This is a genomic window from Dactylosporangium sp. NBC_01737 (assembly GCF_035963215.1).
Classification (GTDB): Bacteria; Actinomycetota; Actinomycetes; order Mycobacteriales; family Micromonosporaceae; genus Dactylosporangium.
Genome location: NZ_CP109153.1, coordinates 8,737,949 through 8,755,783 on the forward strand (window position 1 = coordinate 8,737,949; position 17,835 = coordinate 8,755,783).

23 protein-coding genes and 2 pseudogenes are annotated in these 17,835 nt (G+C 75.7%); 15 read left to right on the top strand and 10 right to left on the bottom strand.

From position 1 onward, the window contains the following. Nucleotides 1-17: 17 nt before the first annotated feature. Complete coding sequence (locus OHA72_RS39630) at nt 18-581, bottom strand: tetratricopeptide repeat protein (protein WP_327001213.1); 564 nt, start codon at nt 579-581, stop codon at nt 18-20. Nucleotides 582-644: 63 nt separating this feature from the next. Between OHA72_RS39630 and OHA72_RS39635 the strand changes: the two genes are divergently transcribed. Continuing rightward, nucleotides 645-962, top strand: a complete 318-nt coding sequence (locus tag OHA72_RS39635) for a hypothetical protein (RefSeq protein WP_327001214.1) — start codon at nt 645-647, stop codon at nt 960-962. A gap of 452 nt (nt 963-1,414) precedes the next feature. On the opposite strand, the pseudogene OHA72_RS65080 reads toward OHA72_RS39635, so the two are convergent. Both OHA72_RS65080 and OHA72_RS39640 read right to left on the bottom strand, forming a co-directional pair. Continuing rightward, a pseudogene (locus OHA72_RS65080) lies at nt 1,415-1,897 on the bottom strand (AfsR/SARP family transcriptional regulator); the annotation flags it as partial. Further along, the gene (locus OHA72_RS39640; protein WP_327001215.1) at nt 1,798-2,964 is read right to left on the bottom strand and encodes an AfsR/SARP family transcriptional regulator; all 1,167 of its coding nucleotides are present in this window, start codon (nt 2,962-2,964) and stop codon (nt 1,798-1,800) included. The pseudogene OHA72_RS65080 and the gene OHA72_RS39640, both read right to left, overlap by 100 nt. Before the next feature lie 200 nt (nt 2,965-3,164). On the opposite strand from OHA72_RS39640, the gene OHA72_RS39645 reads away from it, so the two are divergent. The 4 genes from OHA72_RS39645 to OHA72_RS39660 all read left to right on the top strand — a co-directional run bounded on the left by OHA72_RS39645 (nt 3,165) and on the right by OHA72_RS39660 (nt 5,446). After that, nucleotides 3,165-3,626, top strand: a complete 462-nt coding sequence (locus tag OHA72_RS39645) for a hypothetical protein (protein WP_327001216.1) — start codon at nt 3,165-3,167, stop codon at nt 3,624-3,626. Nucleotides 3,627-3,782: 156 nt separating this feature from the next. Then, nucleotides 3,783-4,511 (top strand): winged helix-turn-helix transcriptional regulator, encoded by a 729-nt coding sequence (locus tag OHA72_RS39650; protein ID WP_327001217.1) that lies wholly within the window; start codon nt 3,783-3,785, stop codon nt 4,509-4,511. Between the two features lie 43 nt (nt 4,512-4,554). After that, a complete protein-coding gene (locus OHA72_RS39655; RefSeq protein WP_327001218.1) occupies nt 4,555-5,046 on the top strand; it encodes a TFIIB-type zinc ribbon-containing protein in 492 nt (163 codons plus the stop codon). A gap of 22 nt (nt 5,047-5,068) precedes the next feature. Continuing rightward, nucleotides 5,069-5,446 (top strand): hypothetical protein, encoded by a 378-nt coding sequence (locus OHA72_RS39660; protein ID WP_327001219.1) that lies wholly within the window; start codon nt 5,069-5,071, stop codon nt 5,444-5,446. A 7-nt stretch (nt 5,447-5,453) separates the two neighbouring features. On the opposite strand, the gene OHA72_RS39665 is transcribed toward OHA72_RS39660, so the two are convergent. Next, complete coding sequence (locus OHA72_RS39665) at nt 5,454-5,837, bottom strand: STAS domain-containing protein (RefSeq protein WP_327001220.1); 384 nt, start codon at nt 5,835-5,837, stop codon at nt 5,454-5,456. Between the two features lie 189 nt (nt 5,838-6,026). Between OHA72_RS39665 and OHA72_RS39670 the strand changes: the two genes are divergently transcribed. Together OHA72_RS39670 and OHA72_RS39675 are read left to right on the top strand one after the other, a co-directional pair. After that, nucleotides 6,027-6,764 carry an STAS domain-containing protein gene (locus OHA72_RS39670; RefSeq protein WP_327001221.1) on the top strand — a complete coding sequence of 246 codons (738 nt, stop codon included), beginning with the start codon at nt 6,027-6,029 and terminating at the stop codon, nt 6,762-6,764. 145 nt (nt 6,765-6,909) lie between these two features. Beyond that, nucleotides 6,910-8,438, top strand: a pseudogene (locus OHA72_RS39675) (BTAD domain-containing putative transcriptional regulator). A 98-nt stretch (nt 8,439-8,536) separates the two neighbouring features. On the opposite strand, the gene OHA72_RS39680 reads toward OHA72_RS39675, so the two are convergent. Both OHA72_RS39680 and OHA72_RS39685 read right to left on the bottom strand, forming a co-directional pair. Further along, nucleotides 8,537-8,995, bottom strand: a complete 459-nt coding sequence (locus OHA72_RS39680; RefSeq protein WP_327001222.1) for a hypothetical protein — start codon at nt 8,993-8,995, stop codon at nt 8,537-8,539. Nucleotides 8,996-9,066: 71 nt separating this feature from the next. Next, nucleotides 9,067-9,324 carry a hypothetical protein gene (locus tag OHA72_RS39685; RefSeq protein WP_327001223.1) on the bottom strand — a complete coding sequence of 86 codons (258 nt, stop codon included), beginning with the start codon at nt 9,322-9,324 and terminating at the stop codon, nt 9,067-9,069. Between the two features lie 324 nt (nt 9,325-9,648). On the opposite strand from OHA72_RS39685, the gene OHA72_RS39690 reads away from it, so the two are divergent. Next, on the top strand, nt 9,649-9,870 hold the full coding sequence (locus OHA72_RS39690; RefSeq protein ID WP_327001224.1) for a hypothetical protein: 222 nt from the start codon (nt 9,649-9,651) through the stop codon (nt 9,868-9,870). A 28-nt stretch (nt 9,871-9,898) separates the two neighbouring features. On the opposite strand, the gene OHA72_RS39695 is transcribed toward OHA72_RS39690, so the two are convergent. Then, the gene (locus OHA72_RS39695; protein WP_327001225.1) at nt 9,899-10,354 is read right to left on the bottom strand and encodes a carboxymuconolactone decarboxylase family protein; all 456 of its coding nucleotides are present in this window, start codon (nt 10,352-10,354) and stop codon (nt 9,899-9,901) included. A gap of 180 nt (nt 10,355-10,534) precedes the next feature. Here OHA72_RS39695 and OHA72_RS39700 point away from each other — a divergent pair, with 180 nt between their 5' ends. The 4 genes from OHA72_RS39700 (at nt 10,535) to OHA72_RS39715 (ending at nt 14,057) form a co-directional block, all read left to right on the top strand. Next, nucleotides 10,535-10,825: a hypothetical protein gene (locus OHA72_RS39700; protein WP_327001226.1), complete on the top strand. Its 291-nt coding sequence runs from the start codon at nt 10,535-10,537 to the stop codon at nt 10,823-10,825. 192 nt (nt 10,826-11,017) lie between these two features. Continuing rightward, nucleotides 11,018-12,520 (top strand): DUF4419 domain-containing protein, encoded by a 1,503-nt coding sequence (locus OHA72_RS39705; protein WP_327001227.1) that lies wholly within the window; start codon nt 11,018-11,020, stop codon nt 12,518-12,520. Next, nucleotides 12,517-13,368 carry a hypothetical protein gene (locus tag OHA72_RS39710; RefSeq protein WP_327001228.1) on the top strand — a complete coding sequence of 284 codons (852 nt, stop codon included), beginning with the start codon at nt 12,517-12,519 and terminating at the stop codon, nt 13,366-13,368. Before OHA72_RS39705 ends, OHA72_RS39710 begins: the two co-directional genes overlap by 4 nt. Before the next feature lie 35 nt (nt 13,369-13,403). Further along, entirely contained in the window at nt 13,404-14,057 is a 654-nt protein-coding gene (locus OHA72_RS39715; RefSeq protein ID WP_327001229.1) for a class I SAM-dependent methyltransferase, read from the top strand. On the opposite strand, the gene OHA72_RS39720 is transcribed toward OHA72_RS39715, so the two are convergent. Next, nucleotides 14,008-14,664 carry an MFS transporter gene (locus tag OHA72_RS39720; protein WP_327001230.1) on the bottom strand — a complete coding sequence of 219 codons (657 nt, stop codon included), beginning with the start codon at nt 14,662-14,664 and terminating at the stop codon, nt 14,008-14,010. The two genes, OHA72_RS39715 and OHA72_RS39720, sit on opposite strands and share 50 nt — an antisense overlap. A gap of 122 nt (nt 14,665-14,786) precedes the next feature. Between OHA72_RS39720 and OHA72_RS39725 the strand changes: the two genes are divergently transcribed. Beyond that, nucleotides 14,787-14,990, top strand: coding sequence for a hypothetical protein (locus OHA72_RS39725; RefSeq protein ID WP_327001231.1), 204 nt, complete (start codon nt 14,787-14,789; stop codon nt 14,988-14,990). Nucleotides 14,991-15,003: 13 nt separating this feature from the next. Here OHA72_RS39725 and OHA72_RS39730 read toward each other — a convergent pair whose 3' ends face one another. Beyond that, a complete protein-coding gene (locus tag OHA72_RS39730; protein WP_327001232.1) occupies nt 15,004-15,591 on the bottom strand; it encodes a hypothetical protein in 588 nt (195 codons plus the stop codon). 74 nt (nt 15,592-15,665) lie between these two features. Then, nucleotides 15,666-16,016 (bottom strand): DoxX family protein, encoded by a 351-nt coding sequence (locus tag OHA72_RS39735; protein WP_327001233.1) that lies wholly within the window; start codon nt 16,014-16,016, stop codon nt 15,666-15,668. A 133-nt stretch (nt 16,017-16,149) separates the two neighbouring features. On the opposite strand from OHA72_RS39735, the gene OHA72_RS39740 reads away from it, so the two are divergent. Continuing rightward, nucleotides 16,150-16,791 carry a TetR/AcrR family transcriptional regulator gene (locus OHA72_RS39740; protein ID WP_327001234.1) on the top strand — a complete coding sequence of 214 codons (642 nt, stop codon included), beginning with the start codon at nt 16,150-16,152 and terminating at the stop codon, nt 16,789-16,791. After that, nucleotides 16,788-17,792 (top strand): LacI family DNA-binding transcriptional regulator, encoded by a 1,005-nt coding sequence (locus OHA72_RS39745; RefSeq protein ID WP_327001235.1) that lies wholly within the window; start codon nt 16,788-16,790, stop codon nt 17,790-17,792. Before OHA72_RS39740 ends, OHA72_RS39745 begins: the two co-directional genes overlap by 4 nt. The last annotated feature ends 43 nt before the right edge of the window (nt 17,793-17,835 follow it).

Here is a 17,835-nt window from a genome sequence, read left to right on the forward strand (position 1 = left end):
GCTATATGTGCGTCCGTCTATGCGTCTGTCTTCGCCCGGACGGCGCGCACGTCGGGATGGCCCAGCGCGGCGAGCAGCCCGGTCGCGCGCAGCCACGCGGCCCGCGCCTCGCAGTGCCGCCCGAGCGCGGCGTACGTGTCGCCGAGGTGCTCGGTGACGACCGCCTCCATGTAGCGGTCGCCGTGCTCGCGCAGCAGCGCCGCGGCCCGCTCGTAGCAGCGCAGCGCCTGCTCTGGCCGGCCGCTGCGGTGCCGGGAGTAGGCCAGGGTGTCCCAGGTGAGGCCCTCGCCGTGCCGGTCGCCGAGGCGCTGCAGCACCGCGATCGCCCGCACGCAGCACGCCACCGCCTGTTCGTGCTCGCCGAGGTGCGCGAGGTGCCAGCCGATCGCGTTGAGCGTCTGGGCGCGGCCGTGGTCGTGCCCCGCGGCCTCGAACATCGCCAGGGCCCGCCGGTCGTCGGCGAGCGCACGCTCCGGGAGCCCCTGCCGGGCGGAGACCCGTGCCAGGTTGCGGTAGACGAACCCTTGACCCGCGCGGTCGCCGAGCCGCCGGTACGCGTCCAGCGCCGCACCCAGATGCACCCTGGCGTCGTCGAAGCGGCGCAGCCACGTGGCCGCGCGGGCCAGCCCCGGTGCGCGTGCGCGATGCCGGTGTCGTCGGCGAGCCGCCGCGCCGAGCGCAGCGCGACCCGGTGGACCCCGAGCTCCTCGTGCCAGTTGCCGCGCTGGTCGAGCACGTACACCAGCGCCCACGCCAGCTGCCACGCGTGCCGGTGGAAGCCGGCGCCGCCGGCGAACCGCACCGCCGACAGCAGCACCTGCTCCTGCGCCGCGAACCACGCGAGGGCCGTGCGCCGGTCCCCGAACGTCTCCGGCCGCACCCCCGGCAGCGGCGCCGGCAGCAGCAGCGGGTCCCGCAGCGGCTCGAGCCGGCGGGCCGCCGCGCACGCGCTGTGCACGTAGTGGTCCAGCAGCCGCTCCATCGCCCGCCCGGTGCCGGGCCTCGCGGCGGCGACCTCGATGCCGTACAGGCGGACCAGGTCGTGCATCCGGAACCGTCGCGCCGGCTCCTCGACGAGCAGGCTGGCGTCCAGCAGCTCCCGGATCGCGGGCCGCAGCGCGCCCGGGTCGCGACCGGCCAGGCTCGCCACCGCGGGCGCGGCGATGTCGGGGCCGGGCCCGATGCTCAGCAGGCCGAACAGCTCCGCGGCGGGCGCCGGCAGGCGCCGGACCGAACCGGCCATGACCGCGCGCAGGCTCACCGCCAGGTCGCCCGCGTCGAGGGCGTCCAGCCGCGTCGGCCGGGCGCTCAGCTCCGCCACGAGGGTGCCGAGCCGGCAGTGCGGGTCGGTGGCCGCGCGGGCCGCCACGATGCTCAGCGCCAGGGGCAGGCCCGCGCACAGCGGCAGCAACGCCTCCACCGCGCCCGGCTCGGCGGCCACCCGCGCCGGGTCCAGCCGGGCCCGCAGCAGCTCGGCCGCGTCCGCGCGGGACATGCAGTCCAGCATGACCGGCCGGGCGCCGTGGGCGGCGACGAGCCCGGTCAGCCGCCGCCTGCTGGTGACCAGCACCGCGACCGTCGGCGAACCCGGCAGCAGCGGCACGACCTGCGCGCTGTCGCGGGCGTTGTCCAGCAGCACGAGCATCCGCCTTCCGGCGACCAGCCGCCGGAACAGCGCCGCCTGCTCGTCGTGGCCGGCCGGCAGCGCGTCCGCCGCGACGCCGAGCGCGGTGAGGAACGACCGGACGGCGGCGGTGGGGCACAGCGGCTCGCCGGTCGGGTCGAAGCCGCGCAGGTTCACGTACAGCTGGCCGTCCGGGAACCGTCCGCGGTGCTCGTGCGCCCACCGCAGCGCCAGCCAGGTCTTGCCGACGCCGCCGACCCCGCCGATGACCACAACCGGCCCGCCGGCACCGTCCTCGCCGGCCGGCGTCGCCACCGCAATGCCGGGCGTCGCCGCTGCTGTGCCCGCCGCTGCTGTGCCCGGCGTCGCGGTGACCGGCGGTGCTCCCCGGTGGCCGGCGGTGCTGCGGCGGTGTCCAATGGTGGTGCGGCGGTGTCCGGCGGTGAGGCGGCGTCCGGTCGTGGTGCGGCGTCCGGTGTCGTCGCCGCGGTCAGTTCGGCGAGCGGGCCGGTGCGGCCGGTGAACGCCGACGGCGCGACCGGCAGCTGCCGGGGCACCACGCGCCCGGGCACCGGCGGCGAGGCCGCCAGGTCCGGGTCGGCGCGCAGGATCCGGTCGTGCAGGCGGCGCAGGTCGTCACCCGGCTCCACGCCCAGCTGCTCCGCCAGCTGCCGGCGCAGCTCGTCGTACCGCGCGAGGGCCTCGCTGCGCCGCCCGCACCGGTACAGCGCCAGCAGCGCCGAACCGGCCAGCCGCTCGTCCAGCGGCTCCGCGTCGGCGCGGGCCAGCAGCCCGTCGACCACCGTGGCGTGCCGGCCCAGCCGCAGCGCCAGCTCGTCGCGTCGCTGCTGCGCGCTGCGCCGGCGGCGGTGCAGATCCCGGCGGATCCCGTCCAGCCACGGCGTGTCGAGCGAGCCGAACGCGTCGCCGGCCCACAGGTCCAGGGCCGCGTCGAGCAGCTCGACCGCGCTGCGGTCCCCGGCGGCACCGGCCCGCCGGACCAGGTCGTCGAACAGGTGCAGGTCCACGTCGAGCGGATCGATCCGCAGCAGGTAGCCGCCCGGGCGGCGCTCCACCGCGCACCCGGCGGGCGCCAGAACCCGCCGCAGCCGGGAGACGTAGCTGTACAACGCCTCCCGCGGATGCCTCGGCAGCCGGTCGCCCCACGCCCGCTCCAGCAGCACGTCCGCGGGCACCGCCCGGCCCGGCTCGACGAGCAGCGCGGCCAGCACGCACCGCTGCCGCTCGTGACCGAGGTCGACCGGCTCCGGGCAGCCGTCGACGCGCGCGGCGACCTCGCCCAGCAGCGTGACCCGCAGCCGCCCGGACGTCTCCGCCATCCGTCTCACCTCCCGTCCCGGCTGCACTGTCGTGCGGTCCGGGGCGGGCGTCCAAGTCGAATTACGAGGTCACCGGCGGTTGTCGACAACCCGACGCAGCGGTGCTACCGAAGGTTTCCGCAAGGTCCGCGCCAGGTTCGCCGATGGCCCGCGCCGCACGGTGGGGGCCACGAAAGCTCGTCCCTGCCAAGGAGCGAACCATGATCAGCAGAAGGACCCGCGTCCGCGCGGTCACCATGATGCTCGGCCTGCTCGCCGCCGCGACGCTCAGCCTGGCGACGCCAGGCACCGCCCACGCCGGCTGCGTCGCCGGCGTCGAGTTCACCCACTCGCTGACCGTCAACGGCACCGTCTACGTGACCGAGAACCCGGTCAACGGCACCTGCAACGGCAACAACTTCTACCAGACCTACTTCAGCAGCCCGTTCCCCGGCTGGCGTGCCTCCGTGCACTTCCAGAACAACGGGCGGTGGCAGAGCCACTACGGCGGCTACGACACGAACTCCTACTACGCGTCCTACGAGGACGACAACTCCCACTCGCTGATCACGCTGTGCCTCGACCACGGCATCGGCCTCACCTGGTACTGCGGATTCGGCGGCAGCTACACGATCGTCACCGACTTCGACCACACCTACGCCGGCCTGAGCACCGGCTTCTGAACGACCCAGGCCGGGCCGGCGGACGCCGGCCCGGCCACCCGCCGGTGTGGGGTTCGCCACGTCCGGGTCCGGATCACCGGAACCGAAACATTCGTGGTGGACGCTTCGCGCTGACCGGTCCGCGGCCGGCACGGACCTGGTGAGAGGTGGGACCACGTGGAGATCCTGGTAGTCACGGCCCAGCAGGTCGACGGGTCGGCGAGCCGCGTCCTGCCGGCCCTGGACCTGCTGGCGCACTCGCGCCGGGTCGTGGGGTACGACGTGCGCGCCTGCACCACCGGCACCGACCCCGACGTGGTGCTCGTCGACGCCCGGCACCGCCTCGCGGAGGCCCGCGCCTTCTGCCGGCTGCTGCGCACGACCGGCGTGCGCGTGCCGATGCTGGCCGTCCTGGAGGAGTCCGGACTGGTCGCGGTCGCCGCCGACTGGGGCATCGACGACGTCGTGCTCGCGGGCGCCGGCCCAGCCGAGGTCGACGCCAGGATCCGGCTGGCCACCCAGGCCGCTTCGGCGGCGGCGGGCGCGTCCAACAGCCTGATCAACGCCGGCGCGTTGCGCATCGACCCGGACACCTACGCCGCGAAGCTCAAGGGCCGCCCGCTCAACCTCACGTACAAGGAGTTCGAGCTGCTGCGGTACCTCGCGCAGCACCCCGGCCGGGTCTTCACCCGCGACCAGCTGCTGCGTGAGGTGTGGGGCTACGACTACTTCGGCGGCCACCGCACCGTCGACGTGCACGTGCGGCGTCTGCGGGCGAAGCTCGGCAGCGAGTACGAGTCGATGATCGGCACCGTGCGCCAGGTCGGCTACACGCTGGTGCTCCCGGCCCGCTCCGAGCCGCAGCCGGTCGTCGCCGAGGCCGAGGCCCTGCTGGCCAGGGCCTGACCCCGGCTGGACAACCTCGGCGCACCGTCGATAGCGTCGCCGGGTGGGGCAGCCGCGGCGGTACCGCTACGTCGGCCCGGCGGACCTCCTGGAGCAGGTGCCCGCGGTCGACGCCGTCACCGTGGACACCCCCGAGGCGCTGCACCGGTGGCTGGCCGGGCGTGACCGCCGGGACCTCGCCGAACCGGTCACGTTCGTCGTCGCCCCCGATGGGCTGCTCAGGCTCGCGCCGCGCCGCAGCGAGCACGTCACGCTCGCGGGCGGGCAGGACGTCCTCGCCGCCGGGGAGATGGCGTTCGCCGGCGGGCGGGTCGCGGAGGTCACCAACCAGTCGACCGGCTACTGCCCCGACCCGGACTGCTGGCCGGCCGTGGCCGCGGCGCTGGACCGGGCCGGGGTGCCGCACCCGGGCGGCTTCACCGACCGGGTCGTCTTCCGCAGGTGCCCCGCCTGCGGAGAGCGCAACGTCGTGCGCGACGGCGACTTCACCTGCGCCCTGTGTGGCGGCCGGTTGCCCGCGCGCTGGAACTTCTGAGCCGCGCCGGTACGGTGCTGCTGTGGACGGCACAGCACTGCGGGCCGACCGGGCCGACGTCCGGCGTACCGGCGACGAGCACACGCTGATCCTGAGCGCCTCGGGCGTCCACGTGATGCTGATCCGGCTGCGCTACGACGGCTGGGTCGACGAGGTGATCGACGGCGCCGGCACGGTCGCCACGTGGGCGGTGAACGCCTGGACGCTCATTGACCACGACCTGTCCCTGGAGCTCGGCCGGCCCGCGGCCGCGACCCTCGGGGTGCCCTGCGACCTGCGGGTGCGCCTCGACGTGGACGACGACGCGATCGGCCGGGTCCGCGCCGCGCTCCTGGAGATCCTGCAGTCCGCGTGCTTCGTCGTCGACACCCCGGAGGGCCGCGTCACCGACTGGTCGTGAGACCGGATCAGCTGCCCGGCTCCGATTGCAGGCGGTACGTGTCGTGGGGCGGGCAGGTCGGCGTCAGGGTGAACGCGTTGAGCAGCCACCACGCGAACGGCTGCGCCGCGGTGACGGACAGCCGGCCGCCGGCGTCGGCGACGCGGTGATACAGGCGGCGCAGCTGGATCGCGGCGGCAGCGTCGAGGAACGGCACGCCGTCGAGGTCGAGCGCGACCGTGGTGGGGCGGCACTCGGCGAGCGCCCGGTCGGCGTGCTCACGGAGACGGTTGATGCTGAGCGTGTCGAGCTCGCCGACGACGGTCAGGTGCAGCGTGGTCTCGTCACGGCGGGCAAGGACGACCGTCGGCGCCTGCATCGACTGTGGATCGTCCGGCGACGGTGAGCGCATGCCCGACCTCCGGCGTCAGATGCCGGGGTCTGGGGCATGGTCCGTGGAACCCTGGACGTGAATATACCGCAGCGCACCTCGGCGATGCAGGAACCCGTGGCGATGCTCACTGAGCGTAGTATCAATCTGGACAAATGGTGATGAGGCGCGATACGTTGAGGCCGCCATGCCCTCGACCGAGAGATCGACATGGACATTCTCATTCTGAGTGTCGTGCCGCTCGTCGCCCATGACGCGGTGCTGGTGCGTCCCCGCGGCGCGCTGACCAGTCGCAACCACCATCAGCTGCACGGCACCGTCCTCAAATGCCTGATGGACTCGCCGACCGCGGTCATCGTGGACCTCAGCGAGATCGACGTCGCCGACCCGTGCGCGGCCGAGGTGATCCCCGCGCTGCGCCGCGACGCCGCCGCCGGCCCGGGCGTCAACCTGCTGGTGTGCTGCGCCGACCCGGTCCTGGCCGAGCGGCTCCACGCCCTCGATCCGGACCTGCCGCTGTATCCGACCACGGCCGAGGCCATCGACGTCATCCACGACCGGATCCCGTCGACGGACTGGGTGCACCGCAGGCTGCCGCCGGAGCCGGCGTCGTTCGGCGTCGCCGGGTGCCTCGTCGCCGACACCTGCTCGACCTGGCACCTGCCACACCTCGTCCACCCGGCCCGCGCGCTGGTCTTCGGCCTGCTCCAGTGCCTCGACCGGTGCCCCGCCGCCGCCGTGCACGTGATCGCGTCGCGCATCCCGGACCAGCTGCGGATCAGCACGTACACCGAGCTCGACAGCGGGCACCGGGCCGGCTGCCACCCCGACCTGCACGCCCGGTCGCAGATCCTGACCGCCGGCGGGTGCGAGGTGATCCGGCACACGATGGCCACCACGACCCGGCACCTGAGCTGGGCGGTGCTGCCGACGGCGCCGCCGCCGTGACCCGTGCGTCCGCCGCGATGCGGAGGACCCTCAGCCTCGCGGCGGACGACGGCGCGCGGTGATCGCTCTACGGTTCCGGGTGACGCACGATGATCCGGAACCGAGAGGCGAGATGGACGACGTATCGCTGTCGGTGCTGGGGCCGATGCGGGTCCGCGTGGACGGCCGGGAGGTCAGGGTCGGTGCGCCCCGGCCACGCACGGTGCTGGCGCTCCTCGCCGCCGCGGCCGGACGGGTCGTGCCGGCCGGCACGCTCATCGAGCAGGTCTGGCCCGAGCGGCCGCCGGGCCGCGCCGACACCACCCTGCACGGCTGCATCGCCTCCCTGCGGCGGATCCTCGAGCCGGGCGGCGAGGCGCACAGGCTCGTGGTGCGCGACGGCGACGGGTACGCGCTGCGCCTGCCCCGGCTCAGCGTCGACGCGGACCGGTTCGAGCGGGCGGCGGCCGAGGCGCACACGGCGCTGGTCGCGCACCGTCCCGCGGCGGCCGCGGCCGTGCTCGACACGGCGCTGCCGTTGTGGCGTGGCCGGCCCTACGAGGACGTCCCGGACGTGCCGCTGCTCGCCTCGCACGCCGCGCGGCTGCAGGACGTCCGCGCCGGCATGGACGTGGACCGGCAGGCCGCGCGATCGCGCTGGGCGAGCACGCCGCGACGATCGCGCCGCTCACGGCGCTGGTGGAGCGGTCGCCGCTGGACGAGCGGCTGTCGGAGCTGCTGGCGCTGGCCCAGTACCGCGCCGGCCGGCAGGACGACGCCCTCGCCACCCTGCGCGCGGTGCGGCGCCGGCTCACCGCCGAGCTCGGCGTGGACGCCGGTGACCGGCTGCGCCGGCTGGAGGAGCTGATCCTGGTCCAGGCGCCGGTACTGAGCGGCGCGGAGACCGTGCACCCGGCGCCGCGGAGCCCCGGGCAGCTCCCGGCGGCGCTGGACGAGACGGTCGGCCGCGGGCCGGCGGCCGAGCAGGTCGCGACGCTACTCGCCGGGCAGCGCCTGGTCACGCTCGTCGGCCCGGCCGGGGTCGGCAAGACCCGGCTGGCCCTGGACGTGGCCCGGCCCTCGGCGGCCGCCCGGCTGGTCGAGCTCGCCGCGGTCCGCGACACCGAACGGCTCGCCGCGACCGTCGCCGGGGCACTCGGGCTGGTCGGCGTCGAGGACACCGAACGGCTGACGGACGTGCTGCGCACCCGGCAGACGCTGCTCGTGCTGGACAACTGCGAGCACCTGGCCGGCGGCGCCGCCGACCTGGTGACCGCGCTGCTGCAGGGCTGCCCCGGGGTCCGGGTCCTCGCCACGTCCCGGCAGCCGCTGCGGGTCGCGGGCGAGACGATCGTGGACGTCGCCCCGCTGCCCCTCGACGACGCCGCCGAGCTGTTCGTGCGGCGGGCGCGGCCGGCCCGCCCCGGCTGGTCCGCCGACGCCGCCGACGAGCGGCTGATCCGGCGGATCTGCGTGGCCGTCGACGGGCTGCCCTCGCCGTGGAGATCGCCGCGGCCCGCTCGCGGGTGCTGCCCCTGGACCGGCTGGCCGGTGACCTGGCCGCCGGCGCCGGGCTCGGCCTGCTCGACGACGGCGCCCGCGGCGGTCCCGCGCGGCACCGGTCCGTGGCGGCGGCGCTGCGGTGGGGGTACACCCTGCTGCGGCCGGCCGAACAGGACCTGCTGCGGGCGGTGAGCGTGTTCGCCGGCGGGTTCACCCTCGACGCGGTCGACGTCCTGGTCGCCGGCCTGGCCCCGGAAGCGCCCGCCGCGCCGGCCGACGGCATCGGCAACCTAGTGGACCGCTCCCTGGTCGTGCGCGAGCCCGGGGACCGTTACCGGCTGCTGGAGACCGTCCGGCAGTTCGCCGCAGGGGAGCAGGACGACGCGGAACGCGACGCCACGCGCCGCGCGCACCTGCGGTGGACGGTGCAGCTGGTCGAGGAGGCCGACCGGGCGATGGTCGCCGGCGGCGCCGGATACTGGGGTGCCCGGCTGGCCGGGGAGCGCGACAACATCCGTGCCGCGTTCGGCACCGCCCGCGACGACGGCGACCACGAGTCCGGGCAGCGCATCGCGGCGGCGCTGCTGTGGTTCTGGTACCGGTGGGGCGCCGTCGTCGAGGGCACCGCGCTGCTGCGGGAGTTCCTGGCGCACGCGGGCCGCGACGGCGTGCCGGCCGCGGTGACCGCCCGGGCCTGGTTCGCCCTCGGCGCCCTGCGCTACCTCGCCGGTGACATCCGCGAGGCGCACACCCTGACGACGCTCGCCCGGGACCTGGCGTCCCTCGCCGGCGACACGGTCACCGAGGCCCGCTGCCTGGGTTACGCCGCGCACTTCGCGGTCCTGGCCGGCGCGGACCCGCTGCGGGCGGCGGCCGCCGCCGAGCGCGGCACCCGGCTCGCCGCCGCCACCGGGCTGGACTGGGTGCGCGCCGAGGCGTCGGCCTCGCTCGGCCTCGTCCACAGCCTGGTCACCGGGGCGCAGGCGGCAGTGCCGCACCTGGACACCGCGTGGCGGACCGCCGTGCGGTGCGGGCACGAGTGGGTCGCCTGCTCGGCGGCGTGGGCGCTGATCCGCATCGAACGGGAGCGGGGCCGCCCGCGGGTCGCCGCCGCCCTCGGCGCCGCGGTCCTCGCGCACCTGCACCGGTCCGGCGACCGGACGTCCTGGCTGATGATCGCGCAGAGCACCGCGGGCGCGCTCGCGGACCTGCCCGCCTCGGACGGCGCCGACCCGCCGTGCGCGGGGACGGCGCCGACCCGCGGTCCGCCGGGGACGGCGCCGGCCCGCGGTCGGCCTCGGACGGCGCCGGCCCGCTGTGCGCCGGGGACGGCGCCGACCCGCCTTCAGCCGACCCGTCTTCAGTCGGCCCACCCGCGGAGGACGGCGCAAGGGTGGGTGCCTTGCGCGGGCCGGCCGCGGACGCCGCCGTGCTGCTCGGCGCCGTGGACGCCATGGCGGCGGAGCTCGGCGTCGCCGTCGAGCGGATCGACCCGCTGCACGCGCCCGCCGTGCGCGCCGCCGTGCGGGCGGCACTGCCCGCCGGGCAGTTCGACCTCGCCGCGCACCGCGGACGCGCGCTGCGCCGCCCGGACGTCGTCGCGCTGCTGCGGCCCTACCGGTGACGGCCGCCGGTCAGCCGCCGGTCGGCGGTCAGCCGCCGTGCGAACCGGCGACGGCCCGGGTGGCCGCGTTGAGCCGGTTCCACGTGTTGATCGAGGCGATGGCCAGCACCAGCGCCGCAAGCTGCTCCTCGTCGTAGTGCGCGGCGGCCTCGTCCCAGACGTCGTCCGGCACTCCGTCGGCGCGGTCGGCGATCCGGGTGGTCGCCTCGGTCAGCGCGAGCGCGGCCCGCTCGGCGTCGCTGAAGTACGGCGCGTCCCGCCAGCCGGCGACGGTGAAGATGCGCTCGTCGCTCTCGCCGGCCTTGCGCATGTCCGTCGCGTGCATCTCCAGGCAGACGGAGCAGCCGTTGATCTGGCTGGCCCGCAGGTAGACGAGGTTACGGGTGGACTCGGGCAAGGTGTCGCCGGTGGCGCTGCCCAGGGCGTGCAGGGCCTTCAGTGCGGCGGGGAAGACCATGACCGGGTGCTTGATTCGTGCTTGCATGACTGCGACTCCTCCGTGGTGCGTGTTCGTGCGTCAACCACAAGACCCCGCCCGCCGCCGGGATGTGACAGGATCCGGGACATGGATTGGGTGCCGGTGTTCGGCTACGAGAACGTCCCGGGTTGTCCACGGCCGGCGGCGGCGCTGCGGGCCTGACTGCGCGAGCGCGGCATCGACTGGATGCCCATCGCCGACGATCAGTGGATGTTCGGCCTCGCCTGCGGCCGCTACGACGACGGCCGCCCGTGGGGCTACATCGACGTGAGGGTCGACGCCGCCGCGCTGTGGCGGCTCGGGCTGCACCCGGACCAGCCGACGTCGCGTGTCACCGGCCCCTCGCCGCCCGGCTGGTGGCACGCCGCCGCCGAGCGCGGCTGGCACCGGCCCGCGGACGGTTCCGGCGAGCCGCGCCCCGCCGCCGGCCGCACGCGAGCTGAACCGCGCGGCGCGCCCGGCGCCGTCCGTATGTGAGCTGAACCGCGCGGTGCGTCTGGCGCCGTCCGGACGCGAGCTGAACCGCGCGCCGTGCCCGGCCCGCCCGGTGCACCGGCACGCCGCCGGAGAGCGGGCACGGCGACACGCGGGTGCGGCGCCGGCCCGGAGGCGCGGCGGGGCGCCGTCGGTGGGACCGCCCGGCACGAGGCCGGCGGTTATCGTTTCGGCATGGCCACGTTCGCGGTCGACGACGTCACTCCCGCCGGTTCGCGGCTGCCGGAGCGGCCGCTCGGCGACCTGTTCCCCGAGGCTCTCGCGGTCGGCGGCGACCCCGCGCTGCCGGTGCTGGAGCCCGACGGCGTGCACCCGCTGCTGAGCGCCGTCGCCAGGGCGTTCGCCGACCACCGGCCGCTGGTGCTGTCGCCCGACGCGGTGTGGCTGACGATCGCGCAGGGCGTCGCTCAGCACGTCCGGCTGCACGCCGAGGAGCTGCGCCCGCGGCTGGTGCGCCATGCCGGCAAGCGGCGGCTCGCGGTGACCCTCCTCGGCGGCGTGCCCAGCGACGCCGCCGGCTGGGCCGACGCGACCGAGTCGTTCGCGAAGCTGCTCGCCGCCGAGGTCGACGACGCCGACCTGTTCGAGTGTGACTTCTCCACCAGCACCGCCGTCGATCGGGCGGTGGGGCGCATCGTGCTGCTCGACGTGTACTCGCCGTACTTCTCGCTGTGGCTGATCTCGATCTGCGGCATCCCGTCGGTGACGGTGACCGGCACGGTCGGGGACTGGCGGCGCATCCGCGCCCGTCTCGACGCGCTCGACCGCTTCGGCCTGCAGGCGTGGCGCCGGTCGCTGGCGCCGATCGCCGACGAGTTCGTCCGGGCCGCGGCCGGCGAGCCGGACCTGGACTTCTGGCGGCGGATCTACAACCCGGTCGACGCCTACGGCGGCGAGGTCATCACCGGCTGGATCGCCCGCTTCTACCCGTACCTCAAGGGCGCCGCACTCGACCGGCCGAACCCGCTGCTGGAGCTGCCGCTCGGCGAGCCGAGCGGCGTGACCGCGAAGCCGGGCGACCTCTACCACGGTCCCGGCATCGTCAGCAGCGAGGTGCCCGCCACCCTGTCGCGGGTGGTCGTCAACGTCAACGACCGCGGCGGCGGCGACAACCGGGCGGTGGCGCTGCACGGCGGCCTCGTCGGCGTCGCCCAGGACCCCGGCGGCGCCCTGCGTCCCGTCGCCGGCTGGCACGTCGCGCCCGCGGCCGTCGAGATCGACGACGTGCTCGACCGGATGGCGCGCGAGCACGACACCACCCCGCCCGTCGACGAGTGCCATGAGGGGCCCGCCGAGCTGATCGCGCTCTACGACCGGTTCGGCACGGCGTCACTGTTCGGCGGCGACTGGCGGCTGCTGCCGCCGAACGAGCGACCCTCCGTCGACATCGGCACCTGGGACTTCAACATGGGGCTGCTCTTCGACCTGGCCGGCGGCCGGGCCATTGCGTCGCTCACGGACCACGCGACGATGACCACCCGCTGGGTGCTGTGCCGGGTGGAGCACGTCGAGCGCGTGGACGAGTGGCACGCGCCCCGGGCCAACCTGCTCGACGACCCCGCCGACGTGCTGGTGCTCGGCACCTCGCTCGCCATGCTGCTGGAGGCCGCCATGGACGCCGGCGGCAACGTCGCGCACGTGGAGGCCGGCCGCCTCGACGAGCTCCTCGCCACGTGACGCACCCGCGCAGCGCCGACGCGCTCAGCGTGGACGCGTCCGGCATGCTCCGCGGCCTGTTCCCATCCGGTCCGCAGGTCTTCCCGGTCGACCGGGCCGAGCTGATGGCGCTGGATGCCGCGGTACGCGCGGCGAAAAGCGCATGGCGGCAGGTCCCCGGTGCGGCCCCGGCGCAATCGTGGACGGCGGCGCTGGACCGCTACCTCGCCGAGCGTCTGCCGGCGTTCGAGGCGGCGTTGCCCGCCCTGCGGACGGTCGTCGCCGCGCGGACCCTGGCACCGGCCGCCGCCGCGGTGGGCGTGCCGCTGCCCGAGCTGGTGCGGCGCCTGCAACCGGCCGAGGTCGGCGGCGGCCTGGAGCTGCCGCAGGTGACCCTCACGACGCTGACCGCCGCCGCGGCGAAACTGGCCGCCCTCGACGCCCTCGGCGCGCCGGCCGAGATCGTTGCACCGGTCCGCCGGCATGCCCTCGCGGTGTGCACGGCCGGGTGGCGCCCGGCGATCGACCCGGCGGCGTGGATCCCCGGCCCGGTCGAGGTCGCCGCCACCGTGGACGTCGACCGGTGGCCGCCCGGCCCGCCGGTCGTGTACGCCGACATGTCCGACCTCGTGCTGCTCGCCGCGCTGTGCGCCGTCGGCCCCTCGACCCGCGCGGTGACCACGGGTGCCACGGCAGCACAATGGCAGGAGCTCGGCGGGGCGGACCCCGACGTCGACCACGGGCCCCTGCCCGGCGGCACCGTCGTCGCCGGTCTGTCCGTGCACCAGGACAGCGTGGAGCGCCTGGAGTTCGCGCTGCAGCCGGACGGCGGGCTGCTCGCCGTCACCCTCGCCGACGGCGCCGTGTGACGCGCCGCCCGCGACGACCCGGGAGGAGTGATCCCGTGCCAGCATCACCGCGGCCCGGACGCAACGCAGGGCAGGAGCGCTTCGCGCGGGCGTTCGCCGCCGCCGTCCCGCGCATGGACGCCCGCGGCGCCGCCGCCCACCGCGCCAGGCTCCTCGCCGGGCTCACCGGCACCGTCATCGAGGTCGGCGCCGGCACCGGCGCCTGCTTCGCCCACTACCCGCCGCAGGTCACCGCCGTGCGTGCGGTGGAGCCCGACCCGTACCTGCGCGACATCGCGACCCGTGCGGCGGCGGGTGCGCCGGTGCGCGTCACCGTCCTGGCCGGCACCGCCGAGGAGCTGCCCGCGGAGTCCGGCACGTTCGACGCCGCCGTGTGCTCGCTGGTGCTGTGCAGCGTCCCGGATCCCGACGCCGCGCTCAGCGAGATCCGGCGGGTGCTGCGGCCCGGCGGGCAGCTGCGCTTCTACGAACACGTGCGCTCGACCCGCCGGCTGGTCGGTCTCCTGGAGGACGCCGCCACCCCGCTGTGGTCGCGCCTGGCCGGCGGCTGCCACCCCAACCGCGACACCGCCGCCACCATCGCCCGCAACGGGTTCACCCTCGGCGACGTCGAGCGGTTCGGGTTCGCGCCCGCCGCGCTCACGCCGAGGACGGCACACCTGCTGGGTCGCGCATACCTGGCTGCGTGACGCCGGCGGCGCCGCGTGCGCGGAGCATCGCCCATCCGACGAGCGCCGCCGCGACGACGGTGAGCACGGCGCCGCAGACCGTGACCGCCTCCTGGAACTGGGCGGTCTGCCGGGCGCTCCAGTGCGAGGCGGCGATGTCGCCGGTGAACAGCGCCGCGAGGACGGTGCCGGTGACGGCGATGCCGGCACCGGAGGCGAACTCGGTGGCGGTGTCGGTGAGCGCGGCGCCGATCGTGGTCCGGTCCTGCGGCAGGCCGCGCAGCACGTTGACCCCGGCGACCACGCCGACGACCCGCATCCCGGCGGCGACCAGCACCAGCGCCACCGCGACCCACGCGTAGCCGAACCGGCCCAGCGCGCCGTACACGGCGAGCCCGGACACGACCGCGGTGGCGCTGAGCCACGGGGCCCGCTCGAGTCCGACCCGCCGCACGAACGGGCCGACGAACGCGCCGCCCGCGACGAGGACGACGATTTGCGGCAGCATCCCGAGGGCCGCGCGTGCGGGCGTCCACCCCCAGTCGAGCTGCAGCTGCAGCGTCACCAGGTACCCCAGGCCGGCGGTCGCCAGCCCGGCCGCGGCCTTGTACGCCAGGCCACTGGACACCAGGGGACGGGCGCTGCGCGAGCTGCTCCACGCGACGGTGCGGGACTTCGCCAGGCCCCGCCACGGCGCCCTTCTGGCGGCTCGTCGACAGCTCCCCAGCCCTGCGCGACTACGAGTCGAGGATGTGGCTGCGCCACGAGGAGGCCCTGGCGGCCGCGATCGCCGTCGACCTCGGCCTCGCGGAGCCGTCGACGGCCTGCCGGGCGTCCGCCCGCTTCGTCCTGGCCGTCTACCCCCTGGCCCGCGCGGCGGCGGACCCGGCGGCCGCAGTCGACGAGATCTTCGACCTGATCTCACCCGGCTGGGACGCCGCGGTCGCCGGCTGAGTCCCGCTGCGGCTCAGGAGATCGTCATCGAACCGGTCGTGCCGGTGACCCGCCAGCCGGTGCCGGCGGTGTGCTCGACGATGTAGGTCAGCCAGGTGGCGCCGAGGCAGGCGACGTATCCGTTGATGCCGACCTCGACCCGGTCGCCGCGCCCGTCGACCGGCCCGAGGGTGATCAGGATGCCCTCGTCCTTGACGACGCCGCAGCCGCCCTCCGTCTCGATCACCGAGTCCCGGTCCGCCACGAACGACACCGGGCCGAGGTCGGCCAGGGCGCCGGCGATGCGCTGCTGGGTGTCGCCGGGGATGGCGTCGCGCGGGGCCTGGTGCGGCTGCGGATCGCCGATGCCGGGCACCGTGCGGTCGAGGACGAAGACCTTCCGGAACGTGCGTTCGGGGAACGAGTTCTCGTTCGGCGTGCCGAGGTATCGGCGCAGCACCTGCACGTAGACCTCGACGTCCCTGGCATCCGCGGGGGCGGCGACCGGATGGCCCGTCACCGCGGCCGCCGGGTCGCGGGCGACGTCACCACGTGCGCAGGCGGTCGCCAGCGCGAGGACGGCCGTCACACCCGCGAGGGTCTGCCCGAATCTGTTGCGCACGGCATACTCCATCTCGTCGCGGAACCGTTCAGTGGGTTCGACGCACGCGGGCGCCCACCGGATCCTCGACATGCTCACCAGGTGTGGGCCACGTTCACGATGAGCGCGGCGACCGCGGTGGCGAGGAACACGGCCGGGCCGACCAGCTGCCGGGAGCCCACGCGCAGGTGCGCGGCGAACGCGCCGATGAAGTACAGCACCAGGCCCGCGGCCGCGAGGACGCCGAGCAGCGGCACCGCGAACCCGGCCAGCAGCCCCAGCGTCCCCGCCGCCAGCAGCGAGCCCAGCACCGGCACCCACGACCGCGGCACCCGCTTCATGTCCGCCTGCGTCTTCGGGTAGTCGTGGCCGATCAGGTACGTGACGGCGGCGCTGCCGTTGAAAACCACGGCGAGCACGGTGAGCGTGACGTAGGCGGCGAACATGCGTCCTCCTCGACGGGGGTTGTGTGCGCTGAGGACGAGCCGGCCCGCCGGAACGTGACCGCACGGCGCTGTGACCTGAGGCACACGGAGATCACGTCTTGGAACGGCGTTCCAGCTATGTGAGGATGCGTGCATGGCAACCAGGACGGACGCGCTGTCCCGCGAGCGCATCGTCGCCGCCGCCGTCGCGCTGCTCGACGTCGCGGGGGAGAGCGGCCTGACGTTCCGCGCGCTCGCCGCGCACCTGAGGACGGGCCCCGGCGCCATCTACTGGCACGTGGCGAACAAGGACGAGCTGCTCATCGCCGCCACCGACGCCGTCCTCGGCGCCGCGATGGCGGCCGGCGTCACCGGCGACGACCCGCGGGCCACGATCCGGGCGGTCGCGCTCGGCGTGTTCGACGCGATCGACGCCCACCCGTGGGCCGGCACGCAGCTGACCCGTATGCCGTCACAGCGCTCGGTCCTGCGGCTCTTCGAGCGCGTCGGCCGGCAGCTGCAGGCCCTCGGCGTCCCCGCCGCCGCCCAGTTCGGCGCCGCGTCCGCGGTGCTGAACTACATCCTCGGCGTCGCCGGGCAGAACGCGGCGCTCGCCCGCTCGCAGGAGCCGGGCACGGACCGCACCGCAGTCCTCGCCGCGGCGTCGGCCGACCTCGACCCGGACGAGTACCCGTTCACCCGCAGCGTCGCCGCCCAGCTGCGCGACCACGACGACCGCGAGCAGTTCCTCGCCGGCGTCGACCTCGTCCTCGCCGGGATCGCGACCCTCCGATGAGCGGGACCCGGCCGACGATCGAGGACGTCGCCCGGGCGGCGGGCGTGTCCCGCGCGACCGTGTCCCGGGTCATCAACAACGAGCCCGGCGCCTCCGCGCCGGTGCGGGCACGGGTGCACGACGCGATCACCGCGCTGGGCTACCTGCCCAACCCGACGGCACGGGCCCTTGCATCCGGCCGGCAGCGGGTGGTGGACGTCATCGCGGTCACGTTCAGTGCGTCGATCGGCCGGCTGGGGACGCATCCGTACTACAGCAGGGTCCTGGCCGGCGTGATGTCGGTGCTGGAGCCCGAGGACGTGCCGGTCCGGATGCACGCGGTCGGTGAGGACGGCGCCGCCGCGGCGATCGACGCGATCGCGGCGAAGGCCACCCTGGGCGCGATCCTGACGAACGTCCCACCGGCGCTCGCGGCCCGGTTCCACCGGCGGTGCCCGCGGGCGGTGTCGGTGGTGGCGACGGCGGCGTCGGTGCCGGCGGTGGAGGCGGACAACCTCGGCGGCGCGGCTGCCGCGGTCGAGCACCTGCACCGGCTCGGCCGCCGCAGGATCGCGGCGATCCACGGACCCGACGCCAGCACCTGCGCGCTGGACCGCCGGGCCGGCTACGTGCAGGCCGTGCAGCGTCTCGGCCTGCCCCGCATCGAGGTCGACGGCGGCGACTTCCTGCGCGAGCACGGCCACGACGCCGCCCGGCACCTGCTCGACCGGTACCCGGACGTCGACGCGGTGTTCGTGGCCTGCGACCTCATGGCCGCCGGCGCGGTCCAGGCGGTCACCGCCACCGGCCGGCGCGTCCCGCAGGACGTCAACGTCATCGGCTTCGACGACAGCCTGGCCGCGGTGTGCGCCAACCCGCCGCTGAGCACGATGCGCGTGCCCGTGGAGGACATGGCGGCGGCCGCGACCCGTCTCCTGCTGGACGGCGACGTCCCGGCCGGGCTCCGGCGGCGGTTCGCGGTCGAGGCCGTCCTGCGCGGCAGCACCGCATCCTTGTCCTGAGAGCGCTCTCGCCCCTACCGTCCGGCTCGATCAGCTCCCGCCG

Bases quoted from the DNA above. Each gene is read 5' to 3' on its own strand.
- OHA72_RS39745 (WP_327001235.1), top strand. From the start codon at position 16,788: ATGAGCGGGACCCGGCCGACGATCGAGGACGTCGCCCGGGCGGCGGGC.
- OHA72_RS39735 (WP_327001233.1), bottom strand. From the start codon at position 16,016: ATGTTCGCCGCCTACGTCACGCTCACCGTGCTCGCCGTGGTTTTCAAC.
- OHA72_RS39705 (WP_327001227.1), top strand. From the start codon at position 11,018: ATGGCCACGTTCGCGGTCGACGACGTCACTCCCGCCGGTTCGCGGCTG.
- OHA72_RS39725 (WP_327001231.1), top strand. From the start codon at position 14,787: ATGTGGCTGCGCCACGAGGAGGCCCTGGCGGCCGCGATCGCCGTCGAC.
- OHA72_RS39685 (WP_327001223.1), bottom strand. From the start codon at position 9,324: ATGCGGATCAGCGCCCACGCCGCCGAGCAGGCGACCCACTCGTGCCCG.
- OHA72_RS39740 (WP_327001234.1), top strand. From the start codon at position 16,150: ATGGCAACCAGGACGGACGCGCTGTCCCGCGAGCGCATCGTCGCCGCC.
- OHA72_RS39645 (WP_327001216.1), top strand. From the start codon at position 3,165: ATGATCAGCAGAAGGACCCGCGTCCGCGCGGTCACCATGATGCTCGGC.
- OHA72_RS39670 (WP_327001221.1), top strand. From the start codon at position 6,027: ATGGACATTCTCATTCTGAGTGTCGTGCCGCTCGTCGCCCATGACGCG.
- OHA72_RS39665 (WP_327001220.1), bottom strand. From the start codon at position 5,837: ATGCGCTCACCGTCGCCGGACGATCCACAGTCGATGCAGGCGCCGACG.
- OHA72_RS39695 (WP_327001225.1), bottom strand. From the start codon at position 10,354: ATGCAAGCACGAATCAAGCACCCGGTCATGGTCTTCCCCGCCGCACTG.
- OHA72_RS39640 (WP_327001215.1), bottom strand. From the start codon at position 2,964: ATGGCGGAGACGTCCGGGCGGCTGCGGGTCACGCTGCTGGGCGAGGTC.
- OHA72_RS39700 (WP_327001226.1), top strand. From the start codon at position 10,535: ATGCCCATCGCCGACGATCAGTGGATGTTCGGCCTCGCCTGCGGCCGC.
- OHA72_RS39635 (WP_327001214.1), top strand. From the start codon at position 645: ATGCCGGTGTCGTCGGCGAGCCGCCGCGCCGAGCGCAGCGCGACCCGG.